The 18,820-nt window shown below is 63.3% G+C and carries 18 protein-coding genes; 5 read left to right on the top strand and 13 right to left on the bottom strand.

The window, feature by feature from the left end:
• Positions 1-166: 166 nt before the first annotated feature.
• Positions 167-1,012, bottom strand: a complete 846-nt coding sequence (locus MESOP_RS02400) for a MurR/RpiR family transcriptional regulator (protein ID WP_013891724.1) — start codon at positions 1,010-1,012, stop codon at positions 167-169.
• A 261-nt stretch (positions 1,013-1,273) separates the two neighbouring features.
• Between MESOP_RS02400 and MESOP_RS02395 the strand changes: the two genes are divergently transcribed.
• Positions 1,274-2,383, top strand: a complete 1,110-nt coding sequence (locus MESOP_RS02395) for a Gfo/Idh/MocA family protein (RefSeq protein ID WP_013891723.1) — start codon at positions 1,274-1,276, stop codon at positions 2,381-2,383.
• Positions 2,384-2,550: 167 nt separating this feature from the next.
• Here MESOP_RS02395 and MESOP_RS02390 read toward each other — a convergent pair whose 3' ends face one another.
• Positions 2,551-3,249, bottom strand: coding sequence for a helix-turn-helix transcriptional regulator (locus tag MESOP_RS02390; RefSeq protein WP_013891722.1), 699 nt, complete (start codon positions 3,247-3,249; stop codon positions 2,551-2,553).
• Between the two features lie 147 nt (positions 3,250-3,396).
• Here MESOP_RS02390 and MESOP_RS02385 point away from each other — a divergent pair, with 147 nt between their 5' ends.
• A complete protein-coding gene (locus MESOP_RS02385) occupies positions 3,397-4,032 on the top strand; it encodes a LysE family translocator (RefSeq protein ID WP_013891721.1) in 636 nt (211 codons plus the stop codon).
• Positions 4,033-4,079: 47 nt separating this feature from the next.
• On the opposite strand, the gene MESOP_RS02380 is transcribed toward MESOP_RS02385, so the two are convergent.
• The 8 genes from MESOP_RS02380 to MESOP_RS02340 form a co-directional block, all read right to left on the bottom strand.
• Positions 4,080-5,171, bottom strand: coding sequence for a 3-deoxy-7-phosphoheptulonate synthase (locus MESOP_RS02380; RefSeq protein ID WP_013891720.1), 1,092 nt, complete (start codon positions 5,169-5,171; stop codon positions 4,080-4,082).
• Positions 5,172-5,609: 438 nt separating this feature from the next.
• On the bottom strand, positions 5,610-6,404 hold the full coding sequence (locus MESOP_RS02370; RefSeq protein WP_013891718.1) for an SDR family oxidoreductase: 795 nt from the start codon (positions 6,402-6,404) through the stop codon (positions 5,610-5,612).
• 31 nt (positions 6,405-6,435) lie between these two features.
• Entirely contained in the window at positions 6,436-7,431 is a 996-nt protein-coding gene (iolG, locus tag MESOP_RS02365; RefSeq protein ID WP_013891717.1) for an inositol 2-dehydrogenase, read from the bottom strand.
• 121 nt (positions 7,432-7,552) lie between these two features.
• Positions 7,553-8,335, bottom strand: a complete 783-nt coding sequence (locus MESOP_RS02360; protein ID WP_013891716.1) for an ATP-binding cassette domain-containing protein — start codon at positions 8,333-8,335, stop codon at positions 7,553-7,555.
• Positions 8,336-8,337: 2 nt separating this feature from the next.
• Positions 8,338-9,414 (bottom strand): ABC transporter permease, encoded by a 1,077-nt coding sequence (locus MESOP_RS02355; RefSeq protein WP_023765674.1) that lies wholly within the window; start codon positions 9,412-9,414, stop codon positions 8,338-8,340.
• Positions 9,415-9,519: 105 nt separating this feature from the next.
• Positions 9,520-10,461 carry a sugar ABC transporter substrate-binding protein gene (locus MESOP_RS02350; RefSeq protein ID WP_013891714.1) on the bottom strand — a complete coding sequence of 314 codons (942 nt, stop codon included), beginning with the start codon at positions 10,459-10,461 and terminating at the stop codon, positions 9,520-9,522.
• Between the two features lie 415 nt (positions 10,462-10,876).
• Positions 10,877-11,668, bottom strand: a complete 792-nt coding sequence (locus tag MESOP_RS02345; protein WP_013891713.1) for a hypothetical protein — start codon at positions 11,666-11,668, stop codon at positions 10,877-10,879.
• A 64-nt stretch (positions 11,669-11,732) separates the two neighbouring features.
• The gene (locus MESOP_RS02340) at positions 11,733-12,764 is read right to left on the bottom strand and encodes a LacI family DNA-binding transcriptional regulator (protein ID WP_013891712.1); all 1,032 of its coding nucleotides are present in this window, start codon (positions 12,762-12,764) and stop codon (positions 11,733-11,735) included.
• Between the two features lie 163 nt (positions 12,765-12,927).
• On the opposite strand from MESOP_RS02340, the gene MESOP_RS02335 reads away from it, so the two are divergent.
• Genes MESOP_RS02335 through MESOP_RS02325 form a run of 3 tightly spaced genes read left to right on the top strand, consistent with a single transcriptional unit; the run spans position 12,928 to position 15,594 of the window.
• Positions 12,928-14,019 (top strand): fatty acid desaturase family protein, encoded by a 1,092-nt coding sequence (locus MESOP_RS02335; protein WP_013891711.1) that lies wholly within the window; start codon positions 12,928-12,930, stop codon positions 14,017-14,019.
• Positions 14,020-14,044: 25 nt separating this feature from the next.
• Positions 14,045-14,359, top strand: a complete 315-nt coding sequence (locus tag MESOP_RS02330) for a Rieske (2Fe-2S) protein (protein ID WP_013891710.1) — start codon at positions 14,045-14,047, stop codon at positions 14,357-14,359.
• Positions 14,359-15,594 carry an NAD(P)/FAD-dependent oxidoreductase gene (locus tag MESOP_RS02325; protein ID WP_013891709.1) on the top strand — a complete coding sequence of 412 codons (1,236 nt, stop codon included), beginning with the start codon at positions 14,359-14,361 and terminating at the stop codon, positions 15,592-15,594. Before MESOP_RS02330 ends, MESOP_RS02325 begins: the two co-directional genes overlap by 1 nt.
• Before the next feature lie 113 nt (positions 15,595-15,707).
• Here MESOP_RS02325 and MESOP_RS02320 read toward each other — a convergent pair whose 3' ends face one another.
• From MESOP_RS02320 to MESOP_RS02310, 3 genes are all read right to left on the bottom strand, one after another.
• Positions 15,708-16,667 (bottom strand): DUF1402 family protein, encoded by a 960-nt coding sequence (locus MESOP_RS02320; protein WP_013891708.1) that lies wholly within the window; start codon positions 16,665-16,667, stop codon positions 15,708-15,710.
• Between the two features lie 234 nt (positions 16,668-16,901).
• Positions 16,902-18,212, bottom strand: coding sequence for an ATP-dependent protease ATPase subunit HslU (hslU, locus tag MESOP_RS02315; protein ID WP_013891707.1), 1,311 nt, complete (start codon positions 18,210-18,212; stop codon positions 16,902-16,904).
• 4 nt (positions 18,213-18,216) lie between these two features.
• A complete protein-coding gene (locus tag MESOP_RS02310; protein ID WP_013891706.1) occupies positions 18,217-18,816 on the bottom strand; it encodes a DUF2585 domain-containing protein in 600 nt (199 codons plus the stop codon).
• Positions 18,817-18,820 lie beyond the last annotated feature (4 nt).

Genomic DNA, 18,820 nt, shown 5'->3' with positions numbered 1-18,820 from the left:
GCGGCAGCGTGGTGCCGGCAATATGAAATAATAATTCCAATCCATAGTCAATATGGAATGAGCATTCCCAGGCTGAAAAGTACGGAAGCATGATCCCCGACCGAAGCCGCGGCAAGCGATCGGCTGGGTCCGGTTTCTGGCCCGGCCGCGTCGCGTCAGGACAGGCTCAGGCCTTGCGCTTGCGGCTGACGTCGCGCCGTTTCTCGCCGACGCCGACGGTCAGCGCCATGGCCAGCGCCATCGTTGCCGACAGCGAACGGAAGCCGGCGAAATCCGCCTCGGCAACCTCGAACCACACGCTGGCGAACTGGGCAAGCGGCGAAAACGAGCTGTCGGTGATGGCCACGATCGGCACGCCCTGCTCGGAAATGGCGCGGGCTTCCTCGATGGTGGCCGGCGCATAGGGCGAGAAGCTGATGGCGATGACGGCGTCCGCCGGCGTGGCGAAGGAGACCATCTCGGCGTTCAGGCCGGCTGCCGATTCGATCAGCTGGTTGCGGATCTTCAACTTGCCCAGCGCATAAGCGATATAGCTCGCCACCGGGTAGGAGCGCCGCTTGGCCAGCACATAGATGGTCTGAGCCTTCGCCAGCAGCGAAATCGCATCTTCAAGGTGCGCGTCGTCAAGCGTGCGGGAAATGTCGTTGAGCGAGGTGCTGGCGGCGGCAATGAAACCGTCGAAGATCGCCCGGTGGCCGGCGCCGGCATCGGCCTTGGCGCGCAGCGCCTGCAACCGCTCGTCATAGGACGAATTGCGCTCGCGCAGCCGCTCGCGAAACACCTGCTGCAGGCTGGTGAAGCCGTCGAAGCCAAGCTGCTGGGCAAAGCGGATGAGGGTGGAGGGCTGCACGCCGGCCGAGGCGGCGATGCTGGCCGCGGTGCCGAAGGCGATGTCGTCGGGATTGTCGAGCGCATAGGCGGCGATCTGGGCGATACGCTTGGGCAGGCTTTCGCGCCGATCGAGGATCGTGGCGCGCAGCGTCTCGAAGTCGCGAGGTACCCGTTCGTCCATCGTCGGCCCGTCCAAGCTTGTCCAAAGCGCGTCACGTCGAAGCGGTTTCAGCGGCGCGCTTTAGGCCGTTTGATCCCATGCATGCCGTTGTTCCAAAAACGCAGGGCGCTTTTGGGCGGCATGCACTGGAAGCATCCTCTCTGCCCCATCATAGCGAGCCTGCGCAAGAACACCATAAAAAATGAGGCAGACATTCCATTCCCGATAAAAATGGACTAATTCATCCACGCAACCTTTCTATCAGTGGAGGAACAAGGAAAGATGGTCGGCGTAGGTCTTATCGGCACGGGCTTCATGGGCAAATGCCACGCCATCGCGTGGAGCGCCGTCGGTGCCGTCTTTCCAGGCGTGGCCAAGCCACGGCTTGTCCATCTCGGCGAGGTCAATGAGGACTTGGCCCAGCGCAAGGCCGGCGAATTCGGCTTCGAGAAAGCGTCCGGCGACTGGCGCGCCGTCGTCAACGATCCGGAGGTCGATATCGTCTCGCTGACCACGCCCAACCAGTACCATCCGGAAATGGCCATCGCGGTCCTGGAGGCCGGCAAACATCTGTGGTGCGAAAAGCCGATGGCGCCAAGCTTCGCCGAGGCCGAGGCGATGGCGGCAGCGGCCAGGAAGTCAGGCAAGGTCGCCGCGCTTGGCTACAACTACATCCAGAGCCCGGCCATCCGTCACATCGGCGCGCTGCTCGACGAGAAGATCATCGGCGAGGTCAACCATCTGCGCATCGAGATGGACGAGGATTTCATGGCCGACCCGGAAGCGCTGTTCTTCTGGAAGCACGAGGCCGCTTCCGGCTATGGCGCGCTCGACGATTTCGCCGTGCATCCGCTGTCTCTGGTCTCGGCGCTGTTCGGCCGCGTCGCCAGCGTCATCTGCGACATGGCCAAACCCTATGCCGACCGCAAGCTGGCGGCGGGCGGACGCCGCGCGGTCGAGACCTATGATATCGCCAGCGTCTTGATGCATCTGGAAAACGGCATTGCCGGCACGCTGCTGGTCAACCGCTCGGCCTGGGGCCGCAAGGGCCGCATCGCCATCCAGATATTCGGCTCGAAAGGGTCGATCCTGTTCGACCAGGAGCGGATGAACGAGTTCCAGCTCTATCTCACGTCCGATCGCCCGACCGAACAGGGCTATCGGACCATCCTGGTGGCGCCGCAGCACAAGCCCTACGATCTTTTCGTGCCGGCGCCCGGCCACAGCCTGGGCTTCAACGATCTCAAGATCATCGAGTGCCACGAACTGTTGACGCGGCTTGCCGGCAAGCCGGCGCGGCTCATCGAGTTCGGTGAAGGGCTGGAGATCGAACGCACCGTGCATGCAATGGCGCGCTCCTTCGAGGAAAAGCGCTGGGTCGACGTGAGGTAAGGCGGCGGCTTCCCTTCTCCCCCTGTGGGAGAAGGTGTCGCCGAAGGCGACGGACGAGGGGTGTTCCAGGGAACGCCAGCGTCTCATTCCGCTGGAACACCCCTCAACCGTCTCGGCGCTAACGCGCCGATCCACCTTCTCCCACAAGGGGGAGAAGGGAAATCGCGTCAGCTGCCAACCGCCGCATTCGCCTCCCAGCCGTTGACCCAGACCTGACGCAAGCGGTCGCCTTCGCCCTTGAAGCGCAGCCCGGTCGGCTGGCAATCCGCGATCCGGTCGCTGCGGAAATTGCGGATCGCCTGGCGCAGCTCGCACCAGGCGACGATGTTGGCGGTTTCGGCGTAATAGATGAGCGCGATCGGCCGGACGAGGCGCTCGGAGGCGCGGCCCATCTCGTCGCGGTAGGAAAGGTCGAGCTTCTCCTCGTCGCGGATGGCGCGGCGCACCAGCGCCAGGTCGATGGTGCCGGCCGAGGGCGCGGCGAAACCCCACGCATGCAGCGCATTGGCGTCGAGCGTCTGCCGCAACGGCGGCGGCACCGCACCGGCGATCTTGGCGCCGACACGCTTGGCCGCCTGCTTGAGCTCGTCGTCTCCCGTGCGCTCCAGCAGCGCCAGCGACAGGACGATCGCCTCCATCTCCTCGATCGAAAACATCAGCGGCGGCAGGTCGAAGCCGGGACGCAATATATAACCGATGCCGCGTCCGCCCTCGATCGGCACGCGCATCGCCTGCAGCGCTGCAATGTCGCGGTAGATGGAACGCACAGTCACTTCCAGCTGCGCGGCGATCGTTGCCGCCGTCACCGGCTGCCTTGCCAGCCGCAGGATCTGGATGATCTCGAACAGCCGCGACGCCTTGCGCATTTTCTCACCCACTCCGATCGCAACTGACACACCATCGTCAGTTGGGTTGACCTATAGGACTGCCTATCGGCTTGAAAATCAACAAATTCTTCTGCGGCACGCTGGCAGGAGGCGACGGGCAACTGACATGAATTATGCGGAAAATCCATGAATTATGCGGAAAATCTTTGGCTCTTCTTTATCCTCCTGTTCGGCATCATCGCCGTTCCGGGCATGGACATGCTGTTCGTGCTGGCCAATGCGCTGACCGGCGGACGCGACCGAGGTCTTGCAGCAACCGGCGGCATCATGGTCGGCGGCATGGTGCACACGCTGAACGGCGCGATCGGCGTCGGCCTGCTCATGCATTTCGTGCCGATCCTGTTCACGCCGCTGCTGATTGCCGGCGCCGCCTACATGGCCTTCATCGGCATCACGCTGATGCGCAGTTCGATCACCGTCGGTGATGGCGGGCCCGCCGGCAGCCGCTCCGCATGGAAGGCGTTTCGCCAGGGTTTCGTAACCTGCCTGATCAACCCGAAGGCCTACCTCTTCGTGCTGGCCGTCTACCCGCAATTCCTGAAGCCGGATTATGGTCCGATCTGGATGCAGGCGACCATCATGGGCCTGATGACGGTCCTGACCCAGGCCGCGATCTATGGCGGGCTCGCAATATCAGCCGGCCGCAGCCGCAAGCTTCTGATCGCCAATCCGCGAGCGACCGTTCTCGCCGGCCGGGCGGCCGGCTTGCTGTTGTTTGCGGTCTCGGTGTTCACCGCGTGGGAAGGGCTGAGGACGGCGTGATCCCCAGCTAAATCGGGAACCGCCGCCCTGCCTTGTGCCCGGCCAGATCAAGCAGCGCCCGGCCGGCTCTCCATCATGGCGCGGCGTGCCGACCGGCGCCATTCGACGGCACCGGCAAGGCCGTGCAGCACGGTCTCGGTGGTTGCCCAGTCGATGCAGCCATCGGTGATGCTCTGGCCATAGACGAGCGGCTTGCCTGCCACCACGTCCTGGCGGCCGGCGACGAGATTGCTCTCGATCATGACGCCGACGATGCGCTCGTCACCCGCCGCCACCTGGCCCGCGACGTCGGCCGCCACCTTGGGCTGGTTCTCCGGCTTCTTCGAGCTGTTGGCGTGGCTGACATCGATCATCAGCCTGGGTGCGACGCCGATGCGGGCGAGTTCCACGCTAGCCGCCTCGACGCTCACCGCGTCATAGTTGGGCTGAACACCGCCGCGCAGGATGACATGGCAGTCCTCATTGCCGGTGGTGGTCGCGATGCCGCTGCGGCCGCCCTTGGTCACCGCCATGAAATGATGCGGCTGGGCGGCGGATTTCACCGCCTCGGCGGCGATCCTGAGATTGCCGTCGGTGCCGTTCTTGAAACCGACCGGGCAGGAGAGGCCCGATGCCAGTTCGCGGTGGATCTGGCTCTCGGTCGTGCGCGCGCCGATCGCGCCCCAGGCGACGAGGTCGGCAATGTATTGCGGGGTGGTCATGTCGAGGAATTCGGTTGCCGCCGGCAGGCCGAGATTGTTGACGGCGGAAAGCACATTGCGCGCCATCCGCAGCCCCTTGTCGATGTTGAAGCTGCCGTCGAGGTCGGGATCGTTGATCAGGCCCTTCCAGCCGACCGTCGTGCGCGGCTTTTCGAAATAGACCCGCATGACGATCTCCAACCGGTCGGACAGGGCCTCGCGCAGCGCCGCCAGACGGCTGGCATAGTCGACCGCAGCGACCGGATCGTGGATCGAACAGGGGCCGACGACGACGAGCAGCCGGTCGTCGGTCCCGTTCAGGATGGCGTGGATGGCGTTGCGTGAGGCGCTGACGGTGCGCGTCGCCGTCAGCGTGCGCGGGATCTCCCGCATCACCTGGTCGGGTGTGCTCAGTTCTCGGATTTCCTTGACCCGAAGGTCGTCTGTGGTGGTCAACACGGCTTTCTGCTCCTTTTTGGGAACCTGCCGGCTGATACAAAAAAGCCGCCAGGTCTGGCGGCTGTTCGGATGTTGTTGCTGCAATCTTCAGATCGAGCGCAATCCTCCCGCCGCCAGCGAGCTGCTAAAGTACCAATAGGTGGCGGTCAGGTGGATCATGCGGCTCATATAGTCGAAGCGGAGGCGTTTGTCACGTGCCGTAGATGAGTTGGCGAAATCGCTGGCGAGAGCGCCCCTCTCCCCGTCACTATACGGGGAGAGGATGCCGGCAGGCAGGTGAGGGGCGGCGCGTGCGTCAACGGATAGGACGGGGGCGAAAAGCACCGGCTTCAATCGAACCATGTAACTATCAAAGTCGGCGCTGCCCCTCATTGCCCTGCCGGGCATTTCTCCCCGTATAGTGACGGGAGAAAGGGGGCCGGCCGCGGCGCTGGCTCGTTACTCCGGCGACGCCCCCGCGACGCTCTGGTCGTAATCGACCAGCGAGCCGGTCATGACACCCGACTGCGGGCTGACCATGTAGCTGACCAGACGGGCAAGCTGGTCGGGCTTCACCAGCTGGCCCATCGGCTGCGTAGCTTCGGCCTTCGCCAGCCAATCATCCGGCGCGTCGTGCCATTTCTTCTGCACGATGTCCTCGCCCTCGGTGTCCATCCAGCCGGGCAGCACGGCGTTGCAGCGGATGCGGTTGAAGCGATAGGCGTTGGCGACGTTCTTGGTCAGCGTCATCAGCGCGCCCTTGCTGGTCGAATAGGGCGTCAGGAACGACTGGCCGGTATGCGCCGACATCGACAGCACGTTGACGATCGAGCCAGGCGCCTTCTTCTCCAGGAGATGCGCCACCACGCCCTGCATCAGGAAAAACGGGCCGCGCACATTGGTGTCGAAGATCGTGTCGAACAGCTCTTCCGAGGTTTCGACCAGCGAGCCCCGTGCGGAAGTGGCGGCGGCGTTGACCAGTGCGTTGATGGTGCCGAAATGCGAGAGCGCGGCGGCGACCGCGCGCTTGCAGTCGGCCACATCAGAAACGTCGGCGCTGATGAAGATCGCGTCGACGCCGGACTTCTTGAGCGCGGCGACCGCCTTGTCGCCCTTCTCCTGCGAGCGGCCGATGAGCGCCAGCGCCCGGCAGCCTTCGTCGGCCAGTGCCGTGGCGACGGCAAAGCCGATGCCTTGCGCCCCGCCGGTGACGATGGCGCGTGTGTTCGAATTGCGATCGGCTGATGCGCTCATCGCTTTGCTCCTGTGGCTTGGGTCCGGGTTCTTACTTGTCGAGGCGAACGGTCTTGCCTGATGTCGCCGACTTCAGCGCCGCATCGGCGAGCTTCAGCGCCACCAGCCCGTCCGCACCGCTCGGCGACGCCTTCTTGCCCGAGGTCGCGGCGGCAATGAACGCGGCAATCTCGATGGCATAGGCGTCGAGATAGCGGGTCATGAAGAAGTCGTGCAGCGGCGGGCGGGTATAGCCCTTGTCGTTGGCGACTTCGATCGACACCGGCCGCTGGTTCTCGGCGGCCACCATGCCTTTCGAGCCATGCACCTCGATGCGCTGGTCGTAGCCATAGGTGGCGCGGCGCGAGTTGGAGATGACGGCCTGCTTGCCTGACGCGGTTTCGAGGATGACGCTGACCGAGTCGAAATCGCCGGCCTCGCCGATCTTCTTGTCCACTAGCACCGAGGCATGCGCGCTGACCGCCACCGGTTCCTCGCCGAGCAGGAAGCGCGCCATGTCGAAATCATGGATGGTCATGTCGCGAAAAATGCCACCCGAGCGCTTGATGTAATCGATCGGCGGCGCGCCCGGATCGCGCGAGGTGATGGTGACCATCTCGACGGTGCCGACGGCGCCATCGTCGATCGCCTTGCGCACGGCCGCGAAATGCGGGTCGAAACGCCGGTTGAAGCCGACCATCAGCGTCGCCTTGGCCTTATCGACCACGGCCAGGCACTTCTCGACGCGCTTGACGTCGAGGTCGATCGGCTTTTCGCAGAAGATCGCCTTGCCGGCCTTGGCGAAGCGCTCGATCAGATCGGCATGGGTGTCGGTCGGCGTGCAGATGACGACGGCGTCGATATCCCCGGCTTTCTCGATCGCATCGATGCTGCGTACCTCGGCGCCGTAGGCGCTCGCCAGCTCGGTCGCCGCCTTCTCGAAGGCATCGGCGACGGCCACCAGTTTGGCCTGCGGGTTGGAGCCGACGGCGCGCGCGTGGACCTTGCCGATGCGGCCGGCACCGAGGAGAGCGAAACGAACAGTCATGGATATTTCCTCTAGGGGGATGGGGTTCGAGAGAATTGTGTCTCCACCTTCCCGTCGGGAAAAGGTGGCAAGTTGTTTCCGAGCGCCGCGGATCGTCCCGGAACCGGGTGATCGCCCTGTTTTAGGCCGCGAGTTCCGCCTCTCCGGTCTTGGCCCCGGTGATGTAGGAGACGATGTCCTGCCCGTCCGTGTTCTCCTTGCGCAGATTGGCGACGATGCGGCCGCGCCGGAAGACGACGATGCGGTCGCAGAGGTCGAACACCTGGCGCATGTTGTGGCTGATCAGGATCAGCGGCTCGCCATTGTCCTTCAGCGTGCGGATGATGTTTTCGACCTGTGCGGTCTCCTGCACGCCGAGCGCCGCCGTCGGCTCGTCCATGATGATCAGCTTCGAGGCGAAGGTCGCGGTCCGGGCGATCGCCACGCATTGCCGCTGGCCGCCCGACATATGGCGGATGGTGTTGGACAGATTGGGGATCTTTACGGCGGTGCGGATCAGCGCAGCTTCGGTCGCCTTGCGCATGTATTTGCGGTCGAGGATCGAGAACGGGCCGAGATTGAACAGCACCTTTTCGCGGCCGAGGAACAGGTTCGACGGCACGTCGAGGTCGTCGGCCAGCGCCAGGTTCTGGAACACGGTCTCGATGCCCGCCGTGCGAGCCTCGATCGGCCCGGCAAAATTCACTTCCTTGCCGTCGAACCAGACCTGGCCGCTGGTGCGCTGTTCGACGGCGGTGATCTGGCGCACGAAGGTCGACTTGCCGGCGCCGTTGTCACCCATGATGGCGACATGCTCGCCTTTGCGCAGCTCGAAATTGGCGCCTTCCAGCGCATGCACGCCGCCATAGCGCTTGGTCAGGTTTTCGGTCTTCAGGACGATGTCTGTCGTGGAGATATCTGGCATGATCAAGCCCTCAATGCCCGCATACGCTGGCGCCATTGGTCGAGAACGACGGCGCCGACGATGATCACGCCCTTGACCATCTCCTGGTAATAGGCGTCGAGGCGCAGGAAGGTGAAGCCGGAGATGATGACGCCGAAGATCAGCGAGCCGATCACCGTGCCGATGATCGAGCCGCGGCCGCCCGACAGCGAGACGCCGCCGATGACCGCCATGGCGATGGCGTCGAGCTCGTACATCACGCCCATGCCGGACTGCGCGGTGAGGTTCTTGGAAGAGAGCACCACGGCGGCGAGCGCGGCGAGAATGCCGGCGATGACGTAGACCAGGATCTTGTGGTTGGCGATCTTGATGCCGGACATGCGCGCGGCGTCCTCGTTGGAACCGATCGCGTAACAATGCTTGCCATACCTGGTGTAGGTCATGATCAGCTGGAACAGGATGGCCAGCGACAGGAAGATGATGACCGGCATCAAGCCCTTGCCGATCGCCGCGAAACTTTCGGTGGGAAACGAGATCGGCTGGCCCTTGGACCACCATTTGGCGATGCCGCGCGCGGTGACCATCATGCCGAGCGTGGCGATGAACGGCGGAATGCGCGTGTAGGCGATCAGTGCGCCGTTGACCAGGCCGGCGAACAGGCCGCAGCCGATCGCCACCAGCACCGGCACGATGACCGGCAGGTCGGTCCAGCCTTGCGCCAAAAACATCGCCTTGGGGTTGGGGTTGCCGTTGACGGTCGCCACCTGGGCGAAGCTCATGGCGATCATGGCGGTCGCGCCGACGATCGAGCCCGAGGACAGGTCGATGCCGCCGGTGATGATCACTTGCGTCACGCCGATGGCGATGATGCCGACGATCGACACCTGCAGGATGATGATCTGCAGGCGTGCCTCGTTGAAGAGACCGCCGACGTCGCTGCGGGTGTTGAACAGGAAACTGTCGCCGAGAAAGATACGGCCGATCAGTTCGAAGATGACGACCAGGATGACGAGCGCCAGGAAGACGTTGAATTCGGCCGGCCAGTTGCGCTTCTTCGCGTCATAGCTGACCCCGCCGACGCCGTGAGATGTCTGTGCCAATCTTCTATCCTCCATCAGCCACGGTCGTCCTCGGCACCCGAAGGCGCCGGGGGAAGAGGAGCGGCGCTGTCTTTGCGCGAGAGCGCCGCTCCGTGGATCCGTTGCTCAGTTCTTCTTCAGGAACTTGTCGATGTTGGCCGGCGTCACCAGCTGGAAGGGCACGTAGACCTTGTGCTCGACCTTCTCGCCCTTGGCGAGCTTCAGTGCCGCATCCAGCGCACCGGCGCCCTGGCCGGCAGCATCCTGGAACACGGTTGCGTCAAGGTCGCCGGCCTGCATGGCCGCCAGCGCATCCTGGGTGGCATCGACGCCTCCGACAACGACCGACTTCATGTCGATGTTGGCGGCCTTCATCGCCTGGATGGCGCCGATGGCGCTTTCGTCATTGTTGGCGATGACGCCGTCGAACGGCTTGCCGGTCGACAGCCAGTTGGTCATCAGGTTCTGCGCTTCGTCGCGGTTCCAGTTCGACGTCTGTTTGTCGATGATCTTGATGAAGCTGCAGTCCGGCGTGGCGATGACCTCTTCGATGTCTTTGGTGCGCTGCACGGCGGCCTGGTTGGAAAGCTCGCCCATGATGACATAGACATTGGCTTCCTTCTTGCCGGCTTCCTTGAACAGGCGGCAGACTTCCTTGGTTTCGAGCGTGCCGGAATCGGCCTCGTTCGAGGCGACGAAGGCCTGGTTGTCCGGCAGCGTGTTCACATTGACCGGCTCCCGGTTGACGTAGACCAGCGGGATCTTGGCGGCCGCGGCGGCGTCCGACATGGCCTGCGTGGCCGAGGTGTCGACCGGATTGACGATGATGGCGTCGACGCCCGAAGCCGCGAAGTTCTTGATCTGGTCGAGCTGCTTGGCAACGTCGTTCTGCGCGTCTTCGACCTGCAGTTCGACGCCGCTCATGCCCTTGGCCTGCTCGATCATGCCGTTGCGCAGCACGGTCAGGAAATTGTCGTCGAACTTGGCCATCGACACGCCGATCTTGGCGGCAAAAGCCGATGAACTCATCAGCGCCGCGAAGGCGACGCCCAAAAGCAGTTTCTTCATTGTAATCTCTCCTCCACTTTTGGTGTCCGGTTGCACCGATCTATCCGGAATCCCCGATCTCCCCGGGGAATCTCTCCCTGATGTCGTCTCGATCCGCGCGACGTTTCCTGCATCGGCTGGAACGCCAAACCGCCTGTTTGAAACAGATAATCAGACCGGAACGAAAGAACCAAAATACACAGCTAGTGAAATATTTATTCCATTTCACATCAGGGCGTCAAGGGCCATTCCAAAACCGGATGCGCGATTTTGAGGTCGAGGCGCACAGGCCGTGATGAGCCGGCGGAGAGCGAACGCCGATTACGTCGGCGATGCGGATTAGCCGGACGCTCGGCTGCGGCCAGCGAGTAGGCCAGTGAGTAGGCCAGCGAGTAGGCATGAGCGTTTTGAGGGAAGCTTGCCGTTGGGCCAGCGTTCAGAAATGCCAGATGCCTCTTTGCAGCAAGAGGTCCAGCGGCCCCCGCCAGACTCTGTATGCGGCCGCCTGCTTGCGCAGTTGTGCGGCGTCGAGATTGCCATTGGCCTCGAAGAAAGCGTCGATCCGCCTTCGGGCGAATAGCTTTCTTCCCCGGGTGTTGTAATTGCGGATAGGCAGCCGGTGTCGGCGGATTTTCCGCCCGTCGTTTGACAGCGCCACGCCGATACAGAATTGTTCCGTGGTATGGGCTCTCACGACGCCGATCATTTGTTCCATGGCATGGTAGGCCTCGGTCAGCGCCGGTATGTTGGCGTTGTGAACGCCCAGGACGCCGCTGTTCCACATAGGCTCGCGCCCGGTCAGCCTGTGGTTTCCGAGCAGAAATCCCTTGTCTTCGATTTCGCGGTAGGCAGGCTTGGGCGTTCCTTCGCATTTTCTCATGGTTGAAAGCGATGAGGAAATGCCATCGAAGCAATGCGAGATATCGCCGGTCGGATACATGTCCGTATCCATGAAGAACAGGCGTTCGCATCGCCTCAACATCTCGATAATGCCGGCTGCCTTGATGCCAAATAGATACCGGTTGCCAAAAGACATCTCGGCTTTTGTGTCGGGGGTGAGTTCGATGGTTTCGATGGAGTAGCCGTCGAAAACGGACGGCCTGTCGGTCAGGACGGTAATCTTGGCGCCCGGGCAATAGTGCTGCAGTCGAAGAGCGCTGAAGAGCGCGCCCCGAGCATAAAGCTCATCCTTGCCAAACGCGATGTACCCAAACCTGTCCTCGCCCATCAGCGGTCTATATTGACGGCCGGATTCGGCGTCAACTCAACCGGCGATGCCTGCAAAGGCAGCGCTAGATATTTTCGGGCAGGTAGATCTCGAACGGCAGGAAGGTCTGGCCCGGCGCGTTCGCCGCGCCGGCCTCGATGGCATGCGCCACGAGATCGACCAGTTCGCGGCAAAGGGCGGCCAGCGGCGTCGAGATCACCATCGTCAGCACACCGTCGGCCAGGGCCGAGCGCGAGACCGCCGTGATCTCGTTGCAGACGACAGCCGGCATCTCGGCCGGCCTGGCTTGCCGCAGCGCCGCGACCGCGCCTTCCATGCCGCCGCCGGCGACGTAGCAGCCGACGAGATCGGGGTGGCGGTGGAGAAGCTCGAGCAGCGTGTCCTGCGTGATCTGGTTGGCTTCGAGATTGACCAGCGTTTCAAGCAGCGTGAATTCCTGCGCCTGTTCGCGGAAGAAGGAGCGAAAGCCGATCTCGCGCAGCTCGTGCCCGTGGAAGCGATGGCTGCCGACGAACAGCGCGACCTTGCCCGGCCGTTTCGCCGCCTTCGAGATCATCCAGGCCGCGGTGCGGCCGACCTTGCGGTTGTCGAGGCCGACATAGCCCTCGCGAATGCCGGCCGCGAAGTCGGATAGCAGCGAGAAGACCGGCAATCCCCTGGCCTTCATCTCCTCGACCGCGACTGTCAGCGTCGGGTGGTCCGGCCCGACCAGGGCGATGGCGTTGCATCTGGCCGCCAGCCTGTGCGTGCGCTCGACGATCTCGTCCGGCGTCAGTGAACTGGTGAAGTCGATGATCGCGACGCCGCGGAAGCGCTGCGATTGCGATACGGCGAGTTCGAGCTGCCGCGCGAACTCCGAGTAGAAGACGTCATTGCCTCTCAAAAGCAGGAAGCCGAGCCGGTATTCGGGCAGTTCATGGCGCATGCGCTGCTTGATCAGGCCGGCCGCGTGATAGCCGATCTCGGTCGCGGTCTGATAGACGCGGCGCGCGGTTTCCTCGCGCACCGGCAGGCGATTGTTGAGCACGCGGTCCACCGTGGCGACGCTGACACCGGAGATGCGCGCCAGGTCGGTGATGGTCGGCCGTTTCGCCATGATCGCCTCGTTCGATTGCCAAATAATGATACATCACTCTGATAGGAAATGATAGAAACTATCTTTGTGACATTGAGTCTATCATGACTCGGCGGTATTTTCAGGCTCGAAGATTGGAATGTTCGGCATTCGCCTGGCCAATGCCCTGCCGAGGGAGGCAACCATGACCATAGCGCCGTCCCGGCGTGACTACAGCCTGATCGGCCGCGACGCCAAGCTCGCCGTGGAGAACGGCCTGTCGGCGGCCGAGTGGTATCACACCGACATTCCGCGCAAGCAGATGAAGGAGCTGATGCAGCGCTCCGACGGTCCGGCGATCCGCGATACCGCGATCTGGATTGCAGCGCTCGTCGTCAGCGGCGCCGGCGGCGCCTGGTTCTGGGGCAGCTGGTGGTGCTTGCCGTTCTTCTTCGTCTATGGCGTGCTCTACGGCTCTTCGACCGATTCACGCTGGCACGAATGCGGCCATGGCACGGCCTTCCGCACGCAGTGGATGAACGACATCGTCTACCAGATCGCCTGCTTCATGATCATGCGCAATCCGGTGACCTGGCGCTGGAGCCACACGCGCCACCACACCGACACCATCATCGTCGGCCGCGACCCGGAAATCTCCGTCATGCGGCCGCCGGACCTGGTGCGCGCCATTCTCGGCTTTGTCGGCGTGCTCGATGCCTGGCATGCGATGTCAGACATGCTGCGCAACGCCGCCGGCAACATCAGCGCCGCCGAAAAGACCTTCATTCCGGAGCAGGAACAGGGCAAGGCGATCCGCATTGCCCGCATCTGGACCGCCATCTATGCCGCGACCATCGCGCTGGCGCTCTATTCCGGCTCGTTCCTGCCCTTGATGCTGGTCGGCCTGCCCAGGCTCTATGGCGCCTGGCACCATGTCATGGTCGGCCTGCTGCAGCATGGCGGCCTGGCCGACAATGTCACCGACCATAGGCTGAACAGCCGCACCGTCTACATGAACCCGATCAGCCGCTTCATCTACTGGAACATGAACTATCACGTGGAGCATCACATGTTCCCGATGGTGCCCTACCATGCGCTGCCGAAGCTGCATGCGCTGATCAAGCACGATTTGCCGGCGCCGACGCCGTCGATCCTGGCCGGCTACCGCGAGATGATACCGGTCTTCCTGCGCCAGCTGCGCAATGAGGATTATTTCCTCAAGCGCGAACTGCCGCCGACCGCCAGGCCCTATCGCGAGGAATTCCACAGCGACGCCGTCGCCGCCGCGGCGGAATGACAATGCGATTTTTGCGGAGGAACAAATGAGCCACTGGGTCGAGGCCTGCGCCGCCGGCGATATCGACGAAGAGGACGTGATGCGCTTCGATCATGGCGGCCGCACCTTCGCCATCTATCGCTCGCCGGATGACGAGTACTTCGCCACCGACGGGCTCTGCTCGCATGAGAAGGTGCATCTCGCCGACGGGCTGGTGATGGACGACATCATCGAATGCCCCAAGCACAATGGCCGCTTCAACTACAAGACGGGTGCGGCCAGGGGCGCGCCGGTCTGCGTCAACTTGAAAACCTATCCGGTCAAGGTCGACGCCGGCAAAGTCCTGGTTCAGATCGGGTGATGGATATGGCGCGCGGCATGATCATCATCGGCGCCGGCGAATGCGGCGGGCGGGCAGCGCTCGCGCTGCGCGATCTCGGCTATGACGGGCCGGTGACGCTGGTCGGCGACGAACCGCATCTGCCCTATGAAAGGCCGCCTTTGTCCAAGGACGCGATGGCCAGCGACGCGCCGGAAATCAAGGCGATCGCCAGCGACGAGATGCTGGCTGAAAAGTCGATCCGCCATATCCATTCCGTCCAGGCCGTGGGGATCGATCGCGCGGCACATGCGGTGCGCCTGTCGGATGGCTCGGTGCTGCCCTACGACAAGCTTCTGCTGGCCACCGGCTCGATCCCGCGCAAGCTGCCGATGCCCGGCCTTGGCGCGCGCTGCGTCTATCTCAGAACCTTCGCCGATGCGCTGGCCATCCGCGCCCATCTCAGCGCCGGCAACCGCATCGCCGTCATCGGCGGCGGCTTCATCGGCCTGGAACTCGCCGCCGCGGCTCGCAAGCTCGGCGCCTCGGTCACCGTCATCGAGGCGCAGCCGCGCATCCTGATGCGCGGCGTGCCGGCCGAGATCGCCGAAATCATCCATCAGGCGCACAGTGCCGAAGGCGTCGACATACTCTGCGGCGACGGCATTGCGTCGATTGCGGACGACGGCAGGCAAGTTCGCATCGCCCTTGCCGGCGGACATCAGGTATCGGCCGATCTCGCCATCATCGGCATCGGTGCCATGCCGGTGACCGCGCTGGCCGCCGAAGCCGGCCTGGCGATCGAAAACGGCATTGCAGTGGACGAGCAACTGCGCAGCAGCGATGCCGACATCTTTGCCGCCGGCGACTGCTGTTCGTTCCCGCTCGCCGTCTATGGCGGCCGTCGCGTGCGGCTGGAAGCCTGGCGCAACGCCCAGGAACAGGGCGCGCTGGCGGCCAGAAACATGCTGGGCGCCGGCGAGGCTCATGCGGCGGTGCCATGGTTCTGGTCGGATCAGTATGGCCTGTCGCTGCAGATCGCCGGGCTCTCGGACGAAGGCCGGAGCACGGTGCGCCGCGATCTCGGCGACAGCGCCTTCATCCTGTTCCATTTGGCGGAGGACGGCAGGCTGGTGGCGGCGAGCGGCATCGGCCCCGGCAATGCGGTCGCCCGCGACATCAGGCTGGCCGAAATGCTGATCGGCAAGCGGGCAAAGCCCGCGCCGGAAGCGCTGGGATCGCAGGACGTCAAGCTGAAGTCGTTGCTGGCGGCGTAGAGAGGCTGGCCCACCCTCCCCCTTGTGGGGAGGGTCGCTGCGAAGCAGCGGGGTGGGGGTGCGCGCCAGACCCCCACCCCTACCTCCCCACAAGGGGGAGGTAGGGGGCCGCCCTAAAACAGCGCCTTCAGCTCCGACAATTTGTCGTTGACCAGCCAGCCGTAATAATTCTCTTCCGGCAGTTTCGCCGGTTCGCCGGCGGCGCGGCGCTTGTCGTTTTCGGCCCTCAGCGCATAGGCGCGCTGCTCCGGATTGCCGACATTGTAGAGCGTGGCGGTTAGTCCCGGATTGCCCGAAATGTCGAAGCCGGCGATGCTCTTGTAGGCGTCGATCGATTTGCGGATCGTCGCCGCCACGTAGGGCAATGTCAGGTCTGGATCCATGATGGTCTTGTAGACAGCATTGGGGTCGGCGACGTCGAGCTCCGGCAGTCCGGACACCTTGTGCACGAGATCGCTCATCTGCAGGGCTGTCAGCGGGTTCAACTGGCCGAGCCCGAAAGTCTGGCCGGCATAGTAGGGCTGGAAGAAGGTGGCGCCGAAACGGTCGTTGGGGAAGCTTGTCCCGCCAACGGTCTTGCCGCGAAAGGAGCGGTTCCACACCTGCTCGCGGCATTCCCACAAATCGTAGCTGTCCGACATTCCGGCGCATTTCCTGAATTCCGGCCGCTGCACGAAATCGGTGATGTCCTCGCCGTCATAGGCGAAGGACAGCTTGCTGGAGAGGTAGGAGATCGCCTTGACGTAGTAGGTCTGCAGCCGGTCGTAGGCATCGACATTGTAGGTGTGCTCGCCGACGATGGCACCGACGATGTGCATCGGATCGATGCCGTAGGCGGAAGCCGCCTTCTTGATCTTGGCGCGCAGGTCGGCGTCATTCTGCAGCAAAGCGTAGACCTTGCGGTATTTCGCCTGGAAGGTGGTGTTGGTCGCCTGCGTGCGCCGGCTCGAGGCGCCCGGAATGTCCGGCTGCTCGGCATTGCGGTTTCCCGGCGGCACCAATGTCGCCGCCTGCGCGCCGAACAGCGTCGCCGCCAGCGTCAGGCCGAGAAGGACCAGGATGAGTTTTTTCATGCGCCGCCGCTGCCCAGGCAATTCCAGGAAAGTGTGAAACGGTTTCCCGTCCGGAATTGCGTCAAACCAAGAGATCGAGAATGCCGCGCAAACTAGGTAAAGCTCTTGGTCGAGTCGAGAGCGCCCCTGCACACGGCAAGACGAAAGGTGGCCAGATGGTACCATCTGGCCACACATGATGCTTTTGCCGGGACGTGTTGCCTGAACCGGCGCCGGATGAACCGGCGCCGCCTTTTAAAGGATGAATCGCGACAAATCCGTGTTTCGCGAGAGATCGCCGACATGCTTTTCGACATAGGCAGCGTCGATGGTCACCGATGTGCCGTTGCGGTCGGGCGCGTCGTAGGAAATCTCGTCCAGCACCCGCTCCATCACCGTCTGCAACCGCCGGGCGCCGATATTCTCGACGCTGGCATTGAGGTCGACGGCGATGCCGGCGAGTGAATCGATGGCATCGTCGGTGAAGGTCAGCTCGACGCCCTCGGTCTTCATCAGCGCGATATACTGCTTGATCAGGCTCGCTTCCGTCTCGGTCAGGATGCGGACGAAATCCTCCTTTTCCAGCGCGCGCAGTTCGACGCGGATCGGCAGGCGGCCCTGCAGCTCCGGCAAAAGGTCGGACGGCTTCGAGACGTGGAACGCGCCGGAAGCGATGAACAGGATGTGATCCGTCTTCAACGGCCCGTATTTGGTCGCCACCGTGGTGCCTTCGACCAGCGGCAGCAGGTCCCGCTGCACGCCTTCGCGCGAAGGCCCGCCGGAAATGTCGGATCTCGCCGCGATCTTGTCGATCTCGTCGAGAAAGACGATGCCGTCATTTTCCGCGGCATCGAGCGCCCGGCGCACCACCTCGTCCTGGTCGAGCAGCTTGTCGGACTCGTCGTTGACCAGGAGGTCGTAGGATTCCTTCACCGTCGTCTTGCGCAATTTGGTCTTCTTGCCGCCCATCGCCTTCGACAGCATGTCGTTGATGTTGAGCACGCCGATATTGGCGCCCGGCATGCCGGGGATCTCGAAACCGGGCATGCCGCCAGTGCCGGTATCGGCCACCTCGATCTCGATCTCCTTGTCGTCGAGTTCGCCGTCGCGCAGCTTCTTGCGGAAACTGTCGCGCGTGGCCGGGCTTGCCGTCTTGCCGACCAGCGCTTCCAGCACGCGTTCCTCGGCGTTGACATGGGCGCGCGCCTTGACGTCCTCGCGCATCTTCTCGCGCACCAGGCCGATGGCGATCTCGACCAGATCGCGGATGATCTGCTCGACATCGCGGCCGACATAGCCGACTTCGGTGAACTTGGTGGCCTCGACCTTGACGAAAGGCGCCCCGGCCAGCCGCGCCAGGCGGCGCGAGATCTCGGTCTTGCCGACACCGGTCGGCCCGATCATCAGGATGTTCTTCGGCATCACCTCTTCGCGCATCTGGCCTTCCAGCTGCTGGCGGCGCCAGCGGTTGCGCAAGGCGATGGCCACGGCGCGCTTGGCATCCTTCTGGCCGATGATGAAGCGGTCGAGTTCCGAAACGATTTCGCGGGGTGAGAAGGTGCTCATATCACTAAATTCCACTTTGCCACTGCTTGATGGCCTCGAACGGATGCAGCAGCATGATCACGTTGAGTGTCAGATTGTCCCGGATGAGATAGCCGGTGCCCAGTTCGAAGAGGACGGCGAGGCTGACGATCACCCATATAGGTAGCTTTCGCGCCATCACAAATCCCAGCACCATGGCCAGTGTGTCGGACACCGAATTGATGATGCTGTCGCCATAATAGTCGAGCGAGATGGTGCCCGCGCGGTACCGCTCGATGATGAACGGGCTGTTCTCGAGCAGCTCCCAGCCGCCCTCGATGAAGACGGCGAAAGCCAGCTTCAGGCCGATCGGCGAACGCGGGAACAGGAACTGGGCCAGCGCATAGAACAGGAAGCCGTGGATGATGTGCGAGAAGGTGTACCAGTCCGAGATATGCTGGGAGTTCTCCGAACTGTTCACCACGCCATGCCAGAGCTTGACGTAGCCACACGTGCATATCGGCGGATGGCCCATTCCGTAGAGGGCTCCGGCCTGGAAGATGAGCAGCCCAAGGACGAGCAGAAGACCCATGCGCCAGCTGTCTTCATAGGCCGAATAGCGCTCGTTAACGCCGGGTGTGCTCATTTGG

Origin of the sequence: Mesorhizobium opportunistum WSM2075, from assembly GCF_000176035.2 — a bacterium.
GTDB lineage: Bacteria > Pseudomonadota > Alphaproteobacteria > Rhizobiales > Rhizobiaceae > Mesorhizobium > Mesorhizobium opportunistum.
Note: the sequence above shows the minus strand (reverse complement) of the source record. Positions and strands in the feature narration are given on the sequence as shown.

Bases quoted from the DNA above. Each gene is read 5' to 3' on its own strand.
- MESOP_RS02400 (WP_013891724.1), bottom strand. From the start codon at position 1,012: ATGGACGAACGGGTACCTCGCGACTTCGAGACGCTGCGCGCCACGATC.
- MESOP_RS02390 (WP_013891722.1), bottom strand. From the start codon at position 3,249: ATGCGCAAGGCGTCGCGGCTGTTCGAGATCATCCAGATCCTGCGGCTG.
- MESOP_RS02345 (WP_013891713.1), bottom strand. From the start codon at position 11,668: ATGGGCGAGGACAGGTTTGGGTACATCGCGTTTGGCAAGGATGAGCTT.
- MESOP_RS02325 (WP_013891709.1), top strand. From the start codon at position 14,359: ATGGATATGGCGCGCGGCATGATCATCATCGGCGCCGGCGAATGCGGC.
- MESOP_RS02360 (WP_013891716.1), bottom strand. From the start codon at position 8,335: ATGCCAGATATCTCCACGACAGACATCGTCCTGAAGACCGAAAACCTG.
- MESOP_RS02330 (WP_013891710.1), top strand. From the start codon at position 14,045: ATGAGCCACTGGGTCGAGGCCTGCGCCGCCGGCGATATCGACGAAGAG.
- MESOP_RS02310 (WP_013891706.1), bottom strand. From the start codon at position 18,816: ATGAGCACACCCGGCGTTAACGAGCGCTATTCGGCCTATGAAGACAGC.
- MESOP_RS02395 (WP_013891723.1), top strand. From the start codon at position 1,274: ATGGTCGGCGTAGGTCTTATCGGCACGGGCTTCATGGGCAAATGCCAC.
- MESOP_RS02340 (WP_013891712.1), bottom strand. From the start codon at position 12,764: ATGGCGAAACGGCCGACCATCACCGACCTGGCGCGCATCTCCGGTGTC.
- MESOP_RS02385 (WP_013891721.1), top strand. From the start codon at position 3,397: ATGAATTATGCGGAAAATCTTTGGCTCTTCTTTATCCTCCTGTTCGGC.
- hslU (WP_013891707.1), bottom strand. From the start codon at position 18,212: ATGAGCACCTTCTCACCCCGCGAAATCGTTTCGGAACTCGACCGCTTC.
- MESOP_RS02335 (WP_013891711.1), top strand. From the start codon at position 12,928: ATGACCATAGCGCCGTCCCGGCGTGACTACAGCCTGATCGGCCGCGAC.
- MESOP_RS02350 (WP_013891714.1), bottom strand. From the start codon at position 10,461: ATGAAGAAACTGCTTTTGGGCGTCGCCTTCGCGGCGCTGATGAGTTCA.
- iolG (WP_013891717.1), bottom strand. From the start codon at position 7,431: ATGACTGTTCGTTTCGCTCTCCTCGGTGCCGGCCGCATCGGCAAGGTC.
- MESOP_RS02370 (WP_013891718.1), bottom strand. From the start codon at position 6,404: ATGAGCGCATCAGCCGATCGCAATTCGAACACACGCGCCATCGTCACC.
- MESOP_RS02320 (WP_013891708.1), bottom strand. From the start codon at position 16,667: ATGAAAAAACTCATCCTGGTCCTTCTCGGCCTGACGCTGGCGGCGACG.